Below are 21116 nucleotides of genomic sequence, written 5' to 3'. Positions count from 1 at the left end.
TTAATTTTGTTGTGTGATTAAGCGATACTTGCTGAGAACTGCTGCAGTACTGACTGATGAGGCTTAATAAAATGCTGCTCGGTAAATTTGCCTTGCTCAACCGCTAATTGGCCTCGCTCTGCGCGGTCATACACAATTTGCGTTAACGAATGGTCGTCATTTTTTAAATTCGGTTTATAACGGCTACCAGCGGCGGCGTTGGCGTTATAAATTTCTGGACGATAAATTTTTTGAAACGTTTCCATGGTGCTAATAGTGCTAATTAGTTCAAGGTTGCTGTAGTCGTTAAGTAGGTCACCAAAAAAGTAAAACGCTAACGGTGCAACGCTGTTTGGTGGCATAAAGTAGCGCACTTGTAAGCCCATTTTTTTAAAATATTGCTCTGTTAACGACGACTCATTAGGCTGATACTCTACGCCTAAGATAGGATGTAAATTTTCGGTTTGCTGATAGGTTTTGTTATCAGACACGCTTAAACAAATAACCGGTGGCTTTTTAAAGTGCTGCTTATAGGTATTTGAGTTTACAAAGCATTTAAACAACTTGCCGTGTAAGTCACCAAAGTTATCAGGGATACTAAATTGCGGTTTGCTTTTGTTATGCTCAAGCAATAACACGCTAAAGTCGTAGTCGCGCACATACGATGAAAAGTTATTACCCACCATGCCTTCAAGTCGCTCGTTAGTTTGGCGGTCAATAATATTGGTTTTTAATACCTCAATTGACGGAAATGCCTGACCACTGCCCGCAATGTCTAAATCAACCGAAATGATCTTGAGCTCAACCTCGTAACGATCCCCTTGTGGGTTATCCCAACTGGCCAGTGCATTAAAACGATTGTTGATCATTTTTAGGGTATTACGCAGGTTTTGTTGGCGGCTTTCACCCCTTGCTAAATTAGCAAAGTTGGTCGTAATACGTGTGTTGTTTGATGGGTTGTAGTTTTCGTCCAAGTTAGTGCTTTTAATAGTAAATGTAAGATCAGTGCTCATAGCCGTATCCTTTCAATTTAAGTGGTTACTGCTTTTATTAACTGATTGTTAAACCGACATAACGGTTAAGCAGTAATGATGCTTTGCTGAGTTAATGAATTTATACGCGGTATATAGCATGAAGAAAAACGGGTTTATTTCAGGTAAAACATGAGACAGATTCACGCTTGAGTGAATTCATTAAGTTAGCAATATTGATTAGTTGCTGATGAGGGGTAAAACCCGATTTAGACATCTAGACTTCTATTTAATAAAGTAAGCTATGCAGTTTATTCATATAAAACCTGAATAATATTCAATGCTTTTAGAACGTGCTTATCGTTTGTACTGGTAGGTATGCTATTTAATAAAGTCTAATCAATTTAATGATTTAAAAGTCACAACCCACGTTAAAAATTTAATATAAAGCTAAATGAGGAAATGTTTATTTTTTAAATACAATTTAGTATTTAAAAATAGGGCGCTTAGTTAAACACACTGATAACTACGTGACGAGTAGCGCTAAGCTTACGTTGTTTGAGCGTGCTTTATAAATTCATCGTAAATACTGTCTTTAATAAGCCTGTCGGGCGTAAAGGCATAATAATGCTGATAAACATTTTCAATTGTACCAATATAATTAACGTCGTAGTGACGCTCTACTTCGGCTTTTACCAAAATAGGCGCAGGGAATATGCCAAACCCTTGTTCACCTAACGACTTCATTAATGCGCTGTCGTCAACATGGCCAGCTATTGTCATTTCAATCTTGTGTTCTTGCAGCCAATAATACATAGCACGCGCAACGGGGCTTTCTTTTGCAGGCAGCACTAAAGGCTTGTTATTTAAAGATTGCGGAAACTGCTTATGTAACTGCGAATGCCATGTTTTGTTTCCAAAAAGAGCGATTTGGCTTTTGCCTATTTCATGGCAAAACGCCTTAAACGATAAAGTGGTATCGAGCGGTTTATCGGCTAACACTAAATCAAGCTTATGAATCGCCATTTGTGCAAGCAGTTCATCTTGTTGGCCATCAATACAGTGTAAGTTGGTAATACGGTCGTTATTAATTAAAGGGGCTAGCCACTTTGACACCAGTGATTTGGGCAACACATCTGAAATACCGACCTTTAGCGTTCGTGAATAGTGCGTGGTATCACCTTGCGTGGTTTCGAGCCATTCGTGAGCAATAGCAAACATATCATTAGTATACTGCTGAGTTACATGGCCAAATTCTGTTAACTGTAGGCCTCGCCCTCGGCGGACAAATAGTGGTTTTCCTAATCGTTGCTCCAAGTTAGTAATTTGTGAGCTGACCGTTTGCGGCGTTAAATTAAGTATTTTACTCGCCGCTGCAATACTGCCGTGCTTACTTACCTGCCAAAAATAATATAAGTGATTGTAGTTAATGTTGGTAATCATTCGAAAATACCTGTTTTAAAGTAAGAAATAATCAGCTTTTTCCTTTGCCACTAAGTTAGTAGATTACAGTCATGCCTGCAACATAGTTACTATTAAAAGGTGTAATTGCATGAAGCTAAAACTTACAGTTAAAAACAAGATAATTAACGCAAGTGAAAAGATGTCGCTTTTGAAGTTGATAAAAAGCCAATTGGCAAAACATGCTTTAAATATTCGTAAAGTTGAGATTCAAATAAATGATCTTTCGAGTGAGCGCCACGGCACTTTGCAGCAATGCAAAATTAATATTCTTTTGCCTGGGCTACCCAGTATTAATGTAAATACAAAAGGAAGAAGTATGCTGCAAGCGATAAAGCGGGCTCTTAAAAGTTTGCAGCACATTCTCGTTAATAAGTATCAACCTTCGCAACCAAGCTCTTAATATCGCACTTGTAGTAGCAAGGATGCTACTTTTTTAATGCCCCTCTAATTCCAAGCTATGTTTAGTAATAAACGATTCAATTATTGCCTATTGAGCAGTATTTCCTTGTTGGGTTTTGTTGGACTATACCCAACTTACCGTAACTAAAATTCTTTGACCTTGTTCCTTTAATCTTTGACCTCAGCTGTAAACCCCTCACACCATTTTGATTAAAAAGAGAGTGAAATTTTCAATTACCTAAATTCATAAAACTTAGATAAAAAAGTAACTCAAAGTCGTAACAAAGCACTAAATTTGGGTTTTGATTAATAAGCAAGTGTCTACCTAATGCCAAACAGATTTATTTACTCGAGAAAATTGAGGTGGATAGAAGATACTGTTAAGGTACTTTAAAATAATAAAAAATGCCTAACTAACGGCTAAAACCTCCTCCACCGCATAGGACGTTATCTGCTTAATTAAAGTGTTGATGTTCAAGTTTAACTAATGAAGCAAAAATGGAAAATTTCACCAAACTATTAGCAGTTACACTTTATATATTTTCTTTGTCTGGCTGTACTTCAATTGGCAGTTACGTCATGTCAAACCCCGGTATCTATCTTTCTGAAGCACAGTTTATAAAAGCAAAACCTAGCGACATTGGCTTTGAAAAACAAAAATTTTGCTCTTTTAGTACCACTCAATGCATTACATATCTGACTGCTGAACCTTATCAAGCAGCCGAATTTTCGCAAGAGAGTTCTGTTTATTACAACCTTCATGCAACTGGTAATAATGTAGAAAATACAATTTCACACAAAATGACACCAGATACATTTAATCGTTTTAAAGGCACTGCTTTATTACTTCATGGCTATGGGGGCAGTAAAGAAGCAATGATGGCCTCAGCTATCTATTTTAGAGCGATTGGTATGAACGTTATTATTCCAGATCTTTTTGGCCATGGTGAATCAACTGAAGCATTTGTATTTGCAGCAAAAGAGCACGGCATTTTAAATGAACTGCTTGCTGAATCACTTTTAAATCAAACAAATAACCAGACTGTTGTAGTCGGCCATTCTATGGGAGCACTTACTGCAAGTAACTTATTATCATCAGAATATGTTGACGCTGCTATTTTACTTGCCCCAATGATGAGTTTTGACGTTGCAGCTAAGGAGTACTTACCTTATAAATCGCCTTTGCTTAGTCATTTTTTTCATAGCGAGATTGATAATATTGTTAACCAGGCAATGTTTGAGGCAGGAGTAACCATTCAAGAAACAAATTTATTGCCTAAATTAACTGAGACTAAAAAGCCTGTATTGTTAATTAACTCAGATGTTGACTCTCTATCCCCCCCGGCTTACTTTTCATCTATACAAAATGAGTTAGTAAAAAAAATAACTTTTAATGCTCGCTCTCATTCAAGTTTAATGGTGTTTGATCGTGATGATGTTATCGAAATTGAAAAATGGCTAATAACATGGTGAGTCTTCGCTATTTTAGATGACATTGAGTTTATAAGTCATTTTTTATTATTGTCGGGTTTCGTTGCACTCTATCCAACTTACGCTTTGTAAACCCCCGCACCATTTTGATTAAAAAGCCGCACACTAATAATGAGTGTGCGGCTTTAGTATTTTACTTTTTAAAGCGATTACTTGGTTAGTAAGTGCTTTTCAAAAAAGTCAGCCATCATTGTATGGTAATGCAAGGTGGTGCCTTTGCCTTCACGTAAGCTGTGTGAGCGGTTAGGGTATGAGAAAAACTCAAACTGTTTGTTGTGTTTAACGAGCTCGTCAATTAAACGCTCTGAGCCTTGGTAATGCACGTTATCATCGCCAGTGCCGTGAATAAGCAATAGCTTACCCGTTAGGTTTTTCGCAAAGGTAATAGGCGAGGTGTTATCGTAGCTCTCAGGATCGGTATTAGGGTTACCCGCATAACGTTCTTGGTAAATAGTGTCGTATAAACGTATATCTGGCACGGGTGCTGAGGCAATGCCTACTTTAAATTTATCACCATGGCGGAACAGTAAATTAAGGGTTGAGCTACCGCCGCCTGAATGCCCCCACACACCAACACGGTCTGTGTCGATTACATCCCAACGTTTAGCCATAGCATCAAGCGCGTCTACTTGGTCTTGCACGGTAATTGAGCCAATTTTTTTATAAATTGATTTACGCCAATCGCGGCCTTTTGGTGCACGTGTACCACGATTATCAACCGATGCCACAATAAAGCCTTTTTGCGTTAGTAACGATTTATATAAGTAACTGTTACCTTCCCAGCGGTCTTGCACGGTTGAACCCCATGGTTCGCCGTATACGTAAAACACAATTGGGTATTTTTTACTTTTATCCATGTTCTCTGGGAACATAATGTAGCCGTCAAGCTCGGTGCCATCTTGTGCACTTACTTTAAAAAACTCATGCTTTGGTAAGCTTTGCTCAGCCAGCTTTTGTTTAAGCTTTGTATTTTCAACTAAGGTTTTTACATTACTATGATCGCTTACTTTAATGATCTCTTTAGTCGGTGGCGTACCAAATTTAGAGTAAGTGTGCATAGCCCATGAGGCACCTTTTGACATGTAGTAGCTGTTTGAGCCCTCAAACTCAGCAGGTGTTACCCGTACCGGTTTGCTGCTGCCATCAAGCGGTGTGCTGTATAAATAACGCTGACCAGGATCGTTTGGCGAGGCAATAAAATACATCACGTTTTTGTCTTCATTAATGCTCAGCATATCAATAATGTCGTAATTGCCTGGGGTTAGGTCGATAATAGTTTTGCCATCGCGCGATACACGATAAAGATGACGCCAACCGTCGCGCTCACTGTGCCAAATAAAAAACTCGCCGTCTTTTGACCAGTTTGCTTTATAAAACCATTCTATAAACGCATCGTCTTTGTCTTCTAAAATTTTAGTTAGTTGCTGCTTTTGCCAATCAAACAACCACACTTTGTTATGGCTTTGTGGGCGGTTTAAGTCTTGAATCATTAATTCCTTGCCAGTGCCTGCCCAGCTAATACGCGGAATATAACGGTCGCGGTTATCGCCTTCAAGCTCAGCCCAACGGGTTTGTTTATCAGCAAGGCTTACCACACCAACACGCACGGCAGAGTTGGTTTCACCCGCTTTAGGATATGGGAATTTTTTAAGGGTAGGGTAGAGCTCGTCGGTGTTGTTGATCATAGTGAAAAACTTAACGTCACTGGTATCAAGCTGCCAATAGGCGATTGATTTGTTGTCGGGGCTCCAACGAAAACCATCGGAAATAGTGAATTCTTCTTCGTATACCCAATCAAAATTACCGTTAACAAGGGTGGCGTTACCATCGGTTGTGAGCGCGGTTACATCGTTACTACCAACCGCTTGCATATAAATATTGTTATCGCGTACGTAAGCCACTTTTGAGCTATCTGGTGAGAACTTAGCAAACATTAACTTAGTTGGCTCAACGTCTTTACCACCTAATTGCTGTAATTGGTTAGTCTCAAGGTTAAGTAACCAAAAATCCCCGCGGCTACGCGAACGCCAAACTTGCTCGCTGTTGGTAAATACCATCAGCCATTTACCGTCTTTTGACCATTGGTAGCTTTCTATTGCAAATGGCTCGTCTGCGCCCTCTGGCAGTAGCTTTTCAAACTCAACCAGTACTTTACGGCCGGTCCCGTCAGCATTGTAAAATACAATGTCGTTACCTTTAACGCCGTGCTCTTTTTCGTCATCGGCGTTGCTGTCGTCTGCTTTTTCTTTTTCGCTTTCGCGCTCTTCAAGTACGGTGTAGCCGGTGCCATCATCTAGCCACTTAAAGTAAGTGCTACGCTGGGTTTTAAATTCTTTATCTTTATAAATTTGCGCGAGTGAAAGTGACGTGTCTATTTCAGTAGAGGCCAAGGTAGATGGAGTATTTTGAGTCATAGAACAGCCAGATAAAGACAGCCCCGCTAATATAGAAAAAGCAAGCACTGAGGTTTTAAGTAATGTCATGTGAATCCCTAAAGTGATATTTACTTACTGCTATTATTTTATGAGTTTTGCAATAAGTTGATTTAGCAATACATACTTGTATTAACCAACCTTAATTTAGCAAACTTTTTTGCTTTATATCAGTATGCTTATCGCATAATAGGTACATTTAAGCTGTATTGTTTTTGCTAATCAGTAAACTTCTTTTTTTATAATAGGTTGTAAGAGGGTGATTAAATACTTTTGTGCCAGGTGTACTGCATTTGTTTTGCTGTTAGCTCTGCAAGTTCAGGGCTTATATGCTCAGCCACTAAATGTAAGCTCATATCGATACCTGCAGAAATACCCGCGGAGGTTGTAAATTTATCATGCTTTACCCAGCGCTTATTACTCATTACATTGAGTAAAGGGAACAAAGCGGCTAGCTCGTTTATATCTTCCCAATGGGTTGTTACATTTTTACCATTTAATAGCTCTGCTTTTGCTAATAAAAATGCCCCGGTACAAACCGATGCTACTACCGGAGCTGACTGGGCTGTACGTTTTATCCAATCAATCACAGGTGCTTTGGTAAGTTCATTATTATGAACACCGCCAACCACTAACAATAAATCAATGGCAGGATGGTCAGCAAAACTGTAATGGGGGTTTACACTAAAGCCGCCTCGCGTATTTACAGGCTGATTATGTTGCGCGACTAAAAATATGTTCCACTCGTTTTTAGCTAAACGTTTAGCCGTACTAAAGACTTCAAATGGGCCTGAAAAGTCGAGCACTTCAGCATCATCATATATATAAATACCTATGTTCATTTAGCGTTCCTTCTATTTCAAAGGTTTAAATTAGCATGTTTTACATAAAAAAAGCCCACTATTTAAGGGGAAAAAGCGGGCTTAGGGTAGTCATTTAAAGCTTTATGTATAGCTATTTTTTAGCGTTTAACTTAACAGCTTCAATTTTATAGCTGTATTTGTAGTCTAACCATGGGAGCTCATATTCGTACAAGGGTTTACTACCCCACGAATCCGTTCCACCTACACCACGCTGCTTGTAATCTATATTTACAAAAATGTACGGGGCTTTGGTTAAATCTGATGGGTGCATATTGCGCCGATTAACTTGTTCAGTACTCTTGTCGTAGTCGTGCATATCGTAGAAAGATGCATTAAAGCCAATTAAGGGATCGCCAGAAAACTTAACTCCATAGCCTTTATCATTATAAAACGTAACGTACCGTACATCCGTTTTGTGACCGTTTTCTTGCGGGCGAACATACGGTACACGTAAAGAGTCAACGTCAGACTGATATAAGCCAACAAAAGCCGATGACTTACGATCGTCATAGTTTTCGTGAGGCCCTCGACCATACCACTGAACGTTTTTAAAGTTCTCGTTCACAACAAACTGCATACCTAATCTGGGTAAGGCTGAGTACGAATTATGAGGTGCAGCATAAAAGTAAACATCTACATCAACTACGCCATTGCCATTTATTGTGTAAGTTGTGAAGTACCGACTTTCAACGTTATTTAATGTGTGCTCTGTTTCGACTTTGTATTGTGTTGAGGATACTTTTTTACTACTAAAACTAGTCAGTGTTGTATTTGATCCCGCGTGTTGCCACACAGCAAACGAGTCACCATATCCCTTTTGTGGTAAATCATTATCGGTAGGCGCACGCCAAAAGTTAGGCTGCACAGGTTGGTCTACGCTGTTGGCTAGTAATGACTTTTTAAAAACATTAATTTCATTTAATAAGCCTGTTTTTTTGTTAAACGTAAATTGAGCGTTTTTAGTAGAAAAAGCTAAAGAATTTTCAGAATCCTTTACTTTTAACGAGGCTGATTTTGTATTATTAGCCAGTGCGAAACCTGTTAATGCTAGTTGTTCTGACGCAACTACATGCCCCGTTGGCAAGGTATTTTTAGCGCTTTTTAGAACGGCTTGTACATTTAAAAAATATTCAATGCCTGCTCCTAATTTTGTTTTAATTGGTAACCTAACACGCTGAGATGTTTGTGGTTTGGCATTAATACCAAGGTTAGCACCTTGCTCGACTTCAACACCGTTGGCCATTAGCTGCCATGACAAAGTAAAGTCAGACAGGTCGGCAAAAAACTGTTTGTTAATTACGTTTATTTCGTAAGGCGTTTTGCTCGTTAACTCAAAGTCGATGTTTTGCTGTACCTGTTTAACCTCCCACAAATAAGGGTAGGGCGTTCTGTCGGCGTAAACTAACCCATTTGCAGCAAAACTTTTTGCGCTTACTGCAAATGGAGGCTCTAAGTCGCCACCATATGCCCAAAAAAGCTCACCTTTACTGTTTTTCATGGCAAATGTTTGATCGACCCAATCCCAAATAAAACCACCTTGTAACTGTGAGTATTTTTCAAAGGCCTGCCAATATTCTTCAAGGTTACCTAGCGAATTACCCATTGCGTGTTCGTATTCAATTAAGATCATGGGCCTTGATACGTCATGCTTCGTTTTCGCATAGCGAACAGCCGAATGAATTGGCGCATACATTTGGCCGTATACGTCGGTGTGGCGTCTTAACTGTGCTTGTTCAGATACGACTGGAAATCCTGGGGCTTGACGCTTTAGCCAATCGTACGACGCCTCTAAATTAATACCATCGCCCGATTCATTACCCAGTGAGCGCATAACAACCGATGGGTTATTTTTAGAACGGTGATACATGTTTGAAATGCGATCTATGTATGCATTTTGCCAGCTAAGCTTATTTACCAAGTGTGCCGAGGGGTCGTACTTACCTTGGTTTGCAGCTCCCATTCCATGTGACTCAATGTTAGCTTCATCCATAACGTATAAGCCATATTTGTCTGCAAGATGATAAATGTATGGATCTTGCGGGTAATGAGCCATACGTACTGCATTAATATTAAAGGCTTTCATTAATGCTACGTCTTTTTCCATAGACTCTTTAGAAACCACGTGCCCTGTTACAGGGTCGTGCTCGTGCCTATTTACACCTTTAAATAAAACCGGTTTGCCGTTAACTAAAATATTGCCATTTTTTAGCTCACTGCTTCTAAAACCTATTGATTTTCCGATCCACTCAACCACCTGTTCATTACTATTGCGTAAGCCTATTTTTAATTTATAAAGATTAGGAACTTCAGCACTCCAAGGCAGTACATCATTGACTTTAAACACTGCTTTAACTTGCGTACTTTGTTGCTCTTTTATTTTAGGAACTGACAACGTTTTAGTACTCATTACCTTATCGTTTGCGTCTAGCAGTGAAACGAGCAAGTCAAAGTTAGTTTGGGTTTGCTTAGTGTGGTTTTGTACTGTTGTGGTTAGCGTTAGCTCGCCGTTTGTGTAATTATCTATCAAAGTGGTATTGGCTTCAAAATCACTTATACGCACTTTTGGCGCAGCATATAAGAATACATCGCGTTCAATGCCACTCATACGCCACATATCTTGGCATTCAAAGTAAGACCCTGTTGAATAACGGTAAACTTGTAGTGCTAGGGTATTTTCGCCTTTAGAAACGTATGGCGTAATATCAAATTCAGCGGCAGTTTTAGAGTCTTCTGAATAACCAACTTGCTGACCATTTACATAAATATAAAACGCCGACTTTACCGCCCCAAAATGAATAAGGATTTGTTTGTTATTCCAGCTTTCGTCGATGTTAATTATTTTTCGGTATGAGCCAACAGGATTATAGTAACGCGGTAGCTCAATTTGCTCAGTATTAGGTATTAAACAGTAGTGAGAGTGATAAAAAGGAGAACCGTAACCATTTAGCTCCCAATTGGCAGGGACAGCTATTTCATCCCAGCTTGCGTCATTGTAGGTTACTTTTTCAAATCCATCTGGTTTTCTACTAGGAGAGTCAACCCAGTTAAACTTCCACTGCCCATTTAGTAATTTATAGTTATCTAGCTGCCAAGGCTCCATTGTAAATGCGTTTTGCTCGGTTGCTGTAGGGTAATAGAACGCGCGGGGTGGGAGTTTATTGACTCTAAATATACTTGGATCTTGCCATGCCTGCGCTGCTTGCTGTTCTGTTGCAAGGCCTGGCAAGCTAATTATTAATAAATGAAGTCCCCAAAAGCATAGAAGCTTTTTTAGATAACCTTTAAGCCGCATTCTGTTTTCCTTTCATTAGTTTTTATCATATAAATATGCTAATTAAACTTTAGCGTATTTTTAACAATTAAGAAACTTAATTAATAGAGACTACAACGGCGGTTATGAGGACTATTTCTAATCAACTAAGTGTCAGACTATTCAATATAATGTTGTTTATAGCGCTTTGTTAATTTAAGAGATCTAATTTGGTCGTAAATTAAAGTAAACACTGCTGATGCATTTTCTTTCGCAGCTTTGCCTTGTCCCATACGGCGAATTTGCCTTTTTACTAATGCCATGGTGGCAAGGCCTGCTATGGTTTTATCTTTAATCTGAACGTTTGGCGCTGCGGGAATAAACTCGGGTTGTTTTTGCCAAATACTGACTAAATCAGGTTTATACGCAAGTGCCGTTGCAATACCGGCCAAAGCTACGCCAGAATCAATAACATTATTAGCCACTGATAGGCGACTAATACCACCCGTTGTCATAATAGGAATACTGGATTGTTCACTAATTGTTTTGGCAAATTCTAAAAAGTACGCTTCACGAGCGAGTGTACGTTCATCGGCCGTTTTACCTTGCATGGCAGGTGCTTCGTAACTACCGCCCGAAAGCTCAACAAAATCTATATTTAAGTCACTTAATAGGGTAATTACTGCTTGGGCGTCGCTAGGTTCAAATCCACCGCGCTGAAAATCAGCCGAATTTAATTTAACCGATACCGAAAAGTTATTTGCGCAACTAGCCTTAATCTTTTGCGTTATTTGTGTGAGTAAACGCGCTCGATTTTCAAGGCTACCACCGTATTTATCATCACGCTTATTGGTTAAAGGCGATAAAAACTGTGCTAATAAATAACCATGAGCCGCATGTATTTGCACGCCATTGAACCCTGCCTTTTGTGCTTGTAATGCCGTATTTGTAAATCGCTCAATCACATCATCAATTTCATCGTGTGTCATTGCTTTTGGCTGGCCAAATAAATGAGAGTGTTTTCCCATGCTTAATGCCACATTGGAGGCTGAAAGAACCTTTCCCCCCATTTTTTTAAATACTTGACGCCCTGGGTGATTAATTTGCATCACAATTTTACTGTCGTTTTGCTGCCCTAAACGCGCAAGCTCCGCAAAAGCCGTTATATCGGTATTATGCTCAAGCGCAAGGCCACCGGGGCCAGTCATAGCTAAGTGATCAACCATTACATTACCGGTAATAATTAAACCAACCCCGCCCTTAGCCCATGCGTTATAACAATTTTTAAGTACTTGAGAGGGTGTGAGATCGGCTTCTGCTAAATTTTCTTCCATGGCCGCTTTTACTAGCCTATTTTTTAATACTAAACCACTAGGTAAAGTAACCGATGTAAATACGCTCTGTTGTTGATTTTTTGGCATGTTTGTAACCGTTTAAATTGACATTAATGCCACTATAACTTTAAAGTCAGCTTTAAGGTCAAGGCAGTATTTATAACTAATTTAGGACCACTATGAAAATAAGTGAGCTTGCAAATCTTGTTGGCGTTGCCCCCAGTACAATTCGTTATTACGAAGGTAAAGGTTTATTACCGAAAGGCAGCCGCAACAGTAATGGTTATAGGCAATACGAGCATTCAAGCATTGAGCAAATAAAAATGATTAAGTTTGCACAAAGTTTAGGGTTTTCGTTAGAGGAGATACCCACATTAAAAACGCCAGAAAATGATCTGGATCACACTGTTATTATTGAGCGTTTGCAGCAAAAGCAAAACGAAGCGAATGCGCTGATTGCTCAGCTACAAAAAAAGTCGCAGCGTATCGGTGATTTAGTCACGCAATTAAATGCAAGCTGGTCAAATGGGCAATGTTTAACACAACAACAAATGAGTGACTTATTGGATGAGGTTCAGTTTTAACGGTTAGGTGCTTTGATATGTGTTAAGAATACCCAAGCAAAAAACAGCATAAACACAAAATCGTTGATACCGTAAATACTGTAAAAAATCCCCGCGAATACATCTTTATCGTAAACGTCATCAAGGTTATTGTTTGCTAACCATAATGACCAAGCAACAACATAAACCAGTTTTTCAATTACAAAAGCGCCAGCTAACCACTTTATATTTGAGGTAATAAAAGCACTAGCCAAATATGCTAAGCCCCATATAACAATCATTAACAAGCCAAAATTAGACATAACAACAGGGTCTAGTTCGTTTATTGTGGAATTTGTAAATAGCCGTGAGAACAGTAAAACGCCACCTATATTCATGGCTGCAGCCATAATAAAACCAAATTTAATTAGTTTATTTTTTGTCATTTTTTTCTTCCTATCAGGCTTATTAATTAAAGCGGAAAACTTAATCACATATTTTGTTAGTGAACTTCAATCTGCATTGCTGTTTTTAAAATACCATGTGCGGGCAACCATTGTTTATATTCAGAAAAGCCATGTTTTTTATATAAATTTATTGCTGGCGTATTTGCTACAGCCGTTTCCACTATAGCTTTATTATACGTATGCAAAGTAAGCGCATGAGCAATTAACTTACCTGCGATTCCTTTTTTAAAGTAGCGAGGGTGCACTGTTAAGCTTTCGATACTTAAGCACTTATTTTTTACTGTAATTTCTATGACCCCCGCAAGCGTACTCTCATAATAAAAACCATAAAATAGCGCGTTGCTGCGCACAATGGCATGCTGCGTTCTACTAAGAGGGGGAAAATGTTCAACCTTTATTAAAAGCGCCTCTATTTTATAAGCACATTGAAAAACGTTATAAATTTGCTCGGCAACAGAAGGAACTGCATTTTTTAGTTGAGTGATCATTTTAATTTCACTTATTTATTTTTAGATACTGCAGCGATTGGAAAAAATGAATTATTAATTGGTATATTCAATTAGCTCTTCAACGTATAAATACCCTTTTTGACGCTGAGTTAACTTAATGAATGTTTTTAGTGTTGGTGCATACAAGTGTATGTCTTGTGTGTCGGCTGAATAGCCTCTCGAATTAGTAATTTTACCCGTGTACTCAATGGTGTAGGCTTTATATGTGCCAGATTCTACTTTTTCATCTTTAAAAGAGACAACTTTAGCGTTTTGAATTGTTGAGCCTTTGGTGCCATCTTCGCTTTCCCAGTGCTCTTCAAACACCCATGTTTTGCCTACATATAACGGCCAATAATAACGCGAGGTTTTGCTGTTATTTGGTTTTGTTAATACCTTTAGTAACGTAGTTCCCTTAGCCGTTAACATACTAAGTGCGCCATTTTTGCTGACTATTTGTTTAGTGTCGGTGCCTTGTGCACGTATTTCATTGCTAGGTGTTACCCCTTTATATTTCCATACCCACTTTTCCCCTTCACTATAATCAGCTTCTGTTGGCTGATACGCTTTTTCATCTGAAGCTTGGGCAAAAAAGCTTATTAGGCTTAAGGCAAAAATAATAAATTTAGCGTTCATTCACGTTGTTCCTTTTATTGATTTTTGTATGTGTGTTCAAACCTAATAATTAGGTGTATTGACCTAAAAAAAAGTGTGAGAAATAGCGCTTACACTTTATAAGCGCTTTTATAAAGCTAAAAGGACTAATCTAACTCTAACTGTGCTCGCTCTACGCTCTCGTTGGGTAGCTCTTTTTGAACAGATACACCAAGCTCTTTAAATTCGGCGGCTTGTTTAATTAAGTTTCCCTTACCTCGGTAAAGCTGAGAAAAGGCCTTGTCGTAACTTTCTTTTGCTCGGTCTAATTGTTTACCAACACCTTCCATGCTGAGTAAAAAGCCATTTAATTTGTTGTAGAAGCGCTCTGCACGATTTGCCAGTTCCTTTGAATATTTAGTTTGCTCTTCAAAACGCCACAGCTGCTTAACAATATTTAAACTGGTTAACAGCGTAGTGGGAGTAGCGACCAGAATGTTTTTTTCTATCGCTTGTTGATAAATATCGCTTTGATATTTAAGCGCCTCTACAAAGGCTGATTCTATAGGTACGAACATAATGACAACCTCTGGTGAATTTAACCCCGGGAGGCGGTCATATGATTTACTGGCTAGTTCGTTTATTCGAGCCGTAACTGCATTTACATGCTCTTTAATAGCTTGATTAGCATCAAGTTCATTTTCAGCATTTACATAACGGGTGTAGGCATTAAGGGATGTTTTTGCATCTATAACTAAATGACGCTCTTGTGGTAAGTACACTATAACATCTGGGCGTAAACGACCGTCCTCGGTATTAAACGACACTTCGCGTTTGTAATCGGTACCGGCACGTAAGCCTGCGCTATCAAGCACGTTTTCAAGCATCAGCTCTCCCCAATTACCTTGGGTTTTCTTTTGCCCTTGTAAGGCGTTACTTAGCTTATCGGCTTGCTCGGTGATGGATTGGCTTTTGGCTTGTAAATGTAAAAGCTCAGTTTTTAATTGTGCACGCTGTTTTAAGTCCTCAACATGAATTGATTCCATTTTATCTCTAAAGCCTTTTAACTCACCTTGAACGGGTTTAAGCAGTTGTTCAATACTTTCTTGGTTAGTCACTTTAAAGCTTTGGGTTTTTTCATCGAGGATTTTATTGGCTAAATTTTCAAACTCTTTTTTAAGTACGCTTTTACTTTCTTCTATCTGGGCTAACTGCTCAGTAAAGCTTTGCTGCTTTTGCTCAAGCATAGTTCGCATGGAGTTAAGCTCTACATCGCGTTGATTATATTGTGCACGCAACTGCGTTATTTCGGTTTCGGCTTTTTGCCAAAACTGATTGTATTGCATGCTTTGTTTTTCTTGTTCACTGCAGCGCGTTTTAAAATGCTGCGCTTCGTCGCGTTGTTCTTGGTGGCTATGCTCAAGCAACTCATGTTCATCTTGTAAGACGCTAAGTTGCTCAGCTTTGTTATCGAACTGACTTTGTAATAAAGAGAGTTGCTGTTGTTGCTCGTTAATTGTTTTTTTTAATTTTCTGCGAGGCAAAACACCAATAACACTATAAAGCACAACACCTGCCGTAAACCCTGCAGCTGTGCTTACCCAATCAATTTGGGTGAGTATTTGAGTAATCATAAAATAAACTTATAAAATTTATGGACATGCCATCATAACGAATAAGTTTGAGTAGAAGTAGGGGGTAACAAATAACAGCCATAAAAAAAGCCAGTTCAAATGAACTGGCTCAACCATTACTAAAATAAGTAACACAACAGGGGAATCAACATGAAAACTTGAATTAACTGCAATTAATCAACAAGCACAATAGTAGACGCCCTGTTTTGAATTAAGTTCATTAAAAGATCAAATTATTTTAAAAAACTGATCTTTGTCAAATAAAGCATTAAACGGTAAAAATTAAACATAAAAAAAGCCAGTTCAAAGTGAGCTGGCTTAATCATTACTAAATAAGTAACTAAATGGGGGGGGAATCAACATAAAAACTTGTGTTAACTGCAATTAATCAACAAGCATAATAGTAGACGCCGTGCGTTCAAATAAGTTCAAAAAAAAGATCAAATTAATTTAAATAACTTAAGCCCCGACTAATAACCAACTAAACACTAAAAACAGGCATAAAAAAAGCCAGTTCAAAATGAACTGGCTTAATCATTACTAAAAATTAGTAACTAAATAGGGAATCAACATGAAAACTTGTGTTAACTGCAATTAATCAACAAGCATAATAGTAGACGCCCTGCAGTTAAATAAGTTCAAAAAAGATCGCACTAATTTTAAAATAAATTAATTTTTTATAAGTGACAGCATTTGTTGCTCATCGAACTGTGTAAAACTCATTGATTTATCGGTAAATAATGCATCAACAAGTGCTTGTTTATCTTCTTGCATTTTAAATACTTTTTGTTCAATTGAATGACTCATAATCAACTTATAAACAAAAACTGGGTTTGTTTGTCCAATGCGATAGGCACGATCGGTGGCTTGTTTTTCTACTGCGGGGTTCCACCATGGATCGAAATGAATAACCGTATCGGCTTGCGTTAAATTAAGCCCTGTGCCGCCTGCTTTTAAGCTAATTAAAAAAACAGACGTTTTGCCACTGGTAAACTCATCAATGACTTTATCACGATGGCGAGTTTGGCCTGTTAATAAACTAAAGTTAATATCCAACTCACTTAATTGCTTAGCAATTAAATCTAACGCTGATGTAAATTGGCTAAATATAATTACTTTACGCCCCAAACTTAGCATTAAAGGGAGGTGAGTAGATAACCATTCTAATTTGGCAGACCCGGCTTGTGTATCGGGTTCAATGAGCTTTGGATGACAACAAATTTGTCTTAGCTTCAGTAAAGCCTCTAAAAAGGCAAGTTTACTTTTTTGAACGCCTTGCTCAGCAAATAAATCAATGAGCTTTTCTTCAAGGGCACGTGTTATCCCTTGATACATTTCTTTTTGTTTGGGCTCAAACTCAAACTCTTTAGTTATTTCTGTTTTTTGCGGCAGTTCTTGCGCCACTTGTGCTTTTGTTCGGCGCAGTATAAACGGCATTATGAGTGCTTTTAATTGCTCTGCACGCTGCATGTCTGCCTCACGCTCAATAGGCGTTTGAAAATGTTGTTTAAAATGAGCCTGAGAGCCTAAAAGAGAGGGCATAGCAAAGTCGAGTAAAGACTTGAGTTCAAGCAAGTTGTTTTCGATTGGGGTACCGCTTAAGCACAATTTAAAATCAGCATTAAGTCGCTTTACCAATCGAGATACTTGGGCCGTGTCATTTTTAATATATTGCGCTTCGTCTAGCACTATGTTTTCAAAAAAAAGCGGTGAATAATAAGCTATATCACGTTTTAACAAAGGGTAAGTAGTCAGTATGCACTGTGCTTGCGCTAGGTGTTGCAGTGGCTCGTTACGATTAGACCCAAATATGGTGGTTACCTTTAATCCTTTGGTAAATTTAAGTATTTCGTTTTGCCAGTTACTCACTAAACTGGTTGGACACACGATCAGTGTAGGACCTGCCTGCGGACGATTGTACGTACTCGTTAAAAACGCAATAACCTGCAGTGTTTTACCTAACCCCATATCGTCAGCTAAAATGCCACCAAGTTTGTGGCGTTTTAAAAAACTAAGCCAATCAACACCTTGCTGTTGATACTCTCTAAGTTCGACAGACTCATTTAAACCATGCAGCGATACGCTCAGAATTGTTTTATGTGTACTGTTAAGCTCCTCAAGATAGAGCTCGAGTGAATCGTCGTGCAGCTCAACATTAATTGCAGTGTGTTTTACAAGTTCTGGCAAGTACGAAAGGGGTATATTAAATTCGTCACGTGTTTTTACAAACTCAAAACGTTGCTTAAAATCAGACAAAACGTTCATGGCTGACTTATTAATAACACCAAATTGGCGGCCAACAGGGTAGTAATGAAATAACTGACTTTGTCGATTTAACGATTGATAAAGTGAATCTTCGTTGCTAAAAAGTTGTGAAAGCTTACTGCTGTTAATAAGCACTTTACAGTGCATTTGATGCCCTGCAGCTCTATTAGCAATCAATGTAACTTCACTTTGCGGATTGGCGATATCCATCTTACCAATAGTTACTTTCCAACCATGCTCTTTAAAGCTCGGAAATACCTCGTAAGTTAACCAGTGCAAATGAATTGCTGATTGCTTATTAAAAGTAAACTCACTTTGTAAACCCCCTTTACAAAACTCAAAACCTAAATTAACAAGCTCATTGGTTACTGTGTTTTCAAACGCGCTGTTAATTAAATTATTTGGCGCTGTACCTGCGGGGTAATGTTTATTTTTATACTTAAATGATAAAGACAGCCTTAAACCAGCCTCTTCCATAGTCACTTTAATTACTGCATTACTCGCTGTATGCGGTAAAACAGATTGCGTATTGGTAGGATGGGGAATAACACCCGCACCAAAGTTATCTGCAAGCTGTTTATAAATACGGTCGAAATTAGGGCTGTGTATTGCAGGCATGGTTTGTAAGTGGGCTATTTCATCGCCACTTAACGGTGTGCGTATACGGCCAACTTTTAAGTGGTCAAGGTCAAGGTATGTAGGAGGTGTAGTTTTGAGTACCGCCCAATTTTTACTTTGTTCTAAATTAACGACTAATTTTGTAAGCTCTTTTTCTTGTTGCCAATTAAAACTAAGCGCCTGACCACTTTGAGGCTTTATTGCAGTTCGAGAACGATGCAAAAATAAGCGCTCGGTTGCAATCAACTGCTGTAACGCACTAAATCCCCATTGACCTTTTAACTCAAGACTACCAACTGCATTTTGTGAACGGATCCAACTATAAAGTCTAAAGTCGCTTTCAAGTAAATCATTTGGCGTTATAAAGCTATTTAATTGCTGGTCGGTTAGATTGCGCCCTAAGGTATAATTTTGGTCTTTGTCGAAATTAGCTATTTTAGGAGATATAAATACTTTTTTATTTTCAACACTTAACACAAAAAGTAATACTTGAGACGGTGTTGTTGATTCGGTACTTTTGAGTGTACTTAATTCACTGAACCAATCATTTATAAAATAGTCTTCGCCATACTCACCGGAGTGCTCAATTTTAAGCTTTAACAAAATGGCTGCTAGGTGTAGGCATTTAGATTTGATATTACAGGTACAGTGGGTATCAACAGAATAACCTGTTGGTAATTTACTGATCTCGATTCGCTGGTTATACGAGGCACCGGTATCACTTTGAACGGTTGAGTCTATCACCGAAAAGTCACTGTTATGTTCTAACCAGGCGATTTTACCATTTTTATAATACGCTTTACCCTTTGCCAACACATTTGGCTTAAACAGTTTATTTATAAAACGCTCAGAAAGAGGAAACTGGGTAGCCTGCTCATTTTTAATTTCTTCAAAAATAGCCAGTAAATCATTTTTTGATAAGTTAGCAGACATGTCACTCAAAGGATTAATTTTTTAAAATAATTTTCCCAGTATATGCCTTATAAGCGCTGAGCTAAAGCACTATTCACTGTAATGTAAACTGGTTGGAGTTGATAGGTTAGTAAAAATTCGGTTTATGATGTTAAACAGCAGCGTAATAAAAAAACAAACAGTAACCCACAAATAACAAACAAAATATAAACACCTTACACACAGCGTAGGGGCTTTACAGATCATAATTTTACTAAGAGATAAGATAATGACAGAAGAAGGACCAGAAAATGGATAGTAGTTAGTAAAAAAATGATCTCATTAAGGCTATTTAAGTAAAACAGCTATAACAACACTAATATAGATCAAATTTTTACTAACTAGACAGACTACTAGATCATAGTTTAACTAACTTATAGGACCAAGCAGATCGTTATTTTACTAACTAATTAAATGCACTTAATAACTTAGTCAACTGCTCTAAACGTTTGTCGGTCATTACTTTATTATTAATTTTAATCGACACATCGCCACTTTTTAAGTTTCGTTGCAACATGACATACTCGTTTTCCAACACAGCTTCTTTCTTTGAAGGTGCTTGAGGTTCAGCAGTCAATAACTTAGTGATAGCCATAGCACGCTTGTCGTCACTTGTAATGGCGTTTACCTCAGTATTACTAGCAACATCAGCTACTAACTGGTTAAAGCTCTCAGCATCGCGCTCCTTGGCAATAACAAGCTTTTTAGCGACTTCTCTACCAACGTGATTTGCTGTTGGGTACAAAGCAATAACAGAAGACGGTATTTGCTCATACGCTTTTATTGCATCTGCAATTGCTGTGTGGGATACACCTTCAATGGCTGCAATTTCGCGATACGATCCTTTTTTACCTTTTTCAAGAAGTTCGTTTTTGGTTTGTTGATAAGCTTGACCTAATTCCCACAAGCTGGGTGCTATGTATTGGTCAGACGAAACAGCTAAAATTTTAGCATCTTGCTCTGTGAAATCGCTTGAACTTAAAACAAGATAATCTGCATTACCTAGGATACACGCCATTCTGCGGCGAGAACCAGCGAGTACTAAACTTGTATCTCCTTGTTCCCAAAGCAGAGCAGGATGCTGATTTCGTCCGTCTTCACGAATAGCAGGAAGAATATCCGACACCGATTTTTCGTTTAAAAGCGACTGAACACGACGGTTTTTGCCATAAACATGAGTCGTTTTTTCAATATCAGCATGTGAGATTACTTTACAAACAAGGGTAATTTGTCGCGAAGAATCACTCGGTGCTGGCATTTTAATTACATCGCCAGCATTAGCTTGTTCTAAAAGTGCATCAAGGCTGCTATTTCCTACAGCTGTTGCAAATGGGTCTAAGCGGGTGTCGTTTTTACGTTTTTTAGCCATTATTA

At 38.4% G+C, this 21116-nt stretch carries 15 protein-coding genes; 3 read left to right on the top strand and 12 right to left on the bottom strand.

Features of this window, described 5'->3' with window-relative positions; all coding sequences use genetic code 11:
• Positions 1-17 precede the first annotated feature (17 nt).
• Positions 18-992 (bottom strand): DUF1852 domain-containing protein, encoded by a 975-nt coding sequence (locus AC27JL_RS06425; protein WP_487195131.1) that lies wholly within the window; start codon positions 990-992, stop codon positions 18-20.
• A 507-nt stretch (positions 993-1499) separates the two neighbouring features.
• The gene (gene nhaR / locus AC27JL_RS06420) at positions 1500-2393 is read right to left on the bottom strand and encodes a transcriptional activator NhaR (protein ID WP_487195130.1); all 894 of its coding nucleotides are present in this window, start codon (positions 2391-2393) and stop codon (positions 1500-1502) included.
• 109 nt (positions 2394-2502) lie between these two features.
• Between nhaR and AC27JL_RS06415 the strand changes: the two genes are divergently transcribed.
• Together AC27JL_RS06415 and AC27JL_RS06410 are read left to right on the top strand one after the other, a co-directional pair.
• Complete coding sequence (locus AC27JL_RS06415) at positions 2503-2814, top strand: hypothetical protein (RefSeq protein WP_008110823.1); 312 nt, start codon at positions 2503-2505, stop codon at positions 2812-2814.
• Between the two features lie 497 nt (positions 2815-3311).
• Positions 3312-4286, top strand: a complete 975-nt coding sequence (locus AC27JL_RS06410) for an alpha/beta hydrolase (protein WP_487195129.1) — start codon at positions 3312-3314, stop codon at positions 4284-4286.
• A gap of 167 nt (positions 4287-4453) precedes the next feature.
• Here AC27JL_RS06410 and AC27JL_RS06405 read toward each other — a convergent pair whose 3' ends face one another.
• The 4 genes from AC27JL_RS06405 to AC27JL_RS06390 all read right to left on the bottom strand — a co-directional run bounded on the left by AC27JL_RS06405 (position 4454) and on the right by AC27JL_RS06390 (position 12270).
• Complete coding sequence (locus AC27JL_RS06405; RefSeq protein WP_487195128.1) at positions 4454-6787, bottom strand: S9 family peptidase; 2334 nt, start codon at positions 6785-6787, stop codon at positions 4454-4456.
• Positions 6788-6999: 212 nt separating this feature from the next.
• Positions 7000-7578, bottom strand: a complete 579-nt coding sequence (locus AC27JL_RS06400; RefSeq protein ID WP_487195127.1) for a DJ-1/PfpI family protein — start codon at positions 7576-7578, stop codon at positions 7000-7002.
• Between the two features lie 112 nt (positions 7579-7690).
• Positions 7691-10891, bottom strand: coding sequence for a glycoside hydrolase family 2 TIM barrel-domain containing protein (locus AC27JL_RS06395; RefSeq protein WP_487195126.1), 3201 nt, complete (start codon positions 10889-10891; stop codon positions 7691-7693).
• Positions 10892-11028: 137 nt separating this feature from the next.
• Entirely contained in the window at positions 11029-12270 is a 1242-nt protein-coding gene (locus AC27JL_RS06390) for an NADH:flavin oxidoreductase/NADH oxidase family protein (RefSeq protein WP_487195125.1), read from the bottom strand.
• A gap of 92 nt (positions 12271-12362) precedes the next feature.
• Here AC27JL_RS06390 and AC27JL_RS06385 point away from each other — a divergent pair, with 92 nt between their 5' ends.
• Positions 12363-12767 carry a MerR family transcriptional regulator gene (locus tag AC27JL_RS06385; RefSeq protein WP_010556155.1) on the top strand — a complete coding sequence of 135 codons (405 nt, stop codon included), beginning with the start codon at positions 12363-12365 and terminating at the stop codon, positions 12765-12767.
• Here the strand turns inward: AC27JL_RS06385 and AC27JL_RS06380 are convergent.
• The 6 genes from AC27JL_RS06380 to AC27JL_RS06355 form a co-directional block, all read right to left on the bottom strand.
• A complete protein-coding gene (locus AC27JL_RS06380; protein WP_487195124.1) occupies positions 12764-13171 on the bottom strand; it encodes a hypothetical protein in 408 nt (135 codons plus the stop codon). The genes AC27JL_RS06385 and AC27JL_RS06380 overlap by 4 nt on opposite strands.
• 56 nt (positions 13172-13227) lie before the next feature.
• Positions 13228-13680: a GNAT family N-acetyltransferase gene (locus tag AC27JL_RS06375; RefSeq protein ID WP_243534279.1), complete on the bottom strand. Its 453-nt coding sequence runs from the start codon at positions 13678-13680 to the stop codon at positions 13228-13230.
• A 54-nt stretch (positions 13681-13734) separates the two neighbouring features.
• A complete protein-coding gene (locus tag AC27JL_RS06370; RefSeq protein WP_487195123.1) occupies positions 13735-14316 on the bottom strand; it encodes a hypothetical protein in 582 nt (193 codons plus the stop codon).
• Positions 14317-14441: 125 nt separating this feature from the next.
• Positions 14442-15908 (bottom strand): DNA recombination protein RmuC, encoded by a 1467-nt coding sequence (locus AC27JL_RS06365; protein ID WP_487195122.1) that lies wholly within the window; start codon positions 15906-15908, stop codon positions 14442-14444.
• 669 nt (positions 15909-16577) lie between these two features.
• The gene (locus tag AC27JL_RS06360) at positions 16578-19724 is read right to left on the bottom strand and encodes a DEAD/DEAH box helicase (protein WP_487195121.1); all 3147 of its coding nucleotides are present in this window, start codon (positions 19722-19724) and stop codon (positions 16578-16580) included.
• A gap of 424 nt (positions 19725-20148) precedes the next feature.
• The gene (locus AC27JL_RS06355; protein ID WP_487195120.1) at positions 20149-21111 is read right to left on the bottom strand and encodes a transcriptional regulator; all 963 of its coding nucleotides are present in this window, start codon (positions 21109-21111) and stop codon (positions 20149-20151) included.
• Positions 21112-21116: the final 5 nt, after the last annotated feature.

Source organism: Pseudoalteromonas sp. 4NS20-0020 (assembly GCF_057554385.1).
Note: the sequence above shows the minus strand (reverse complement) of the source record. Positions and strands in the feature narration are given on the sequence as shown.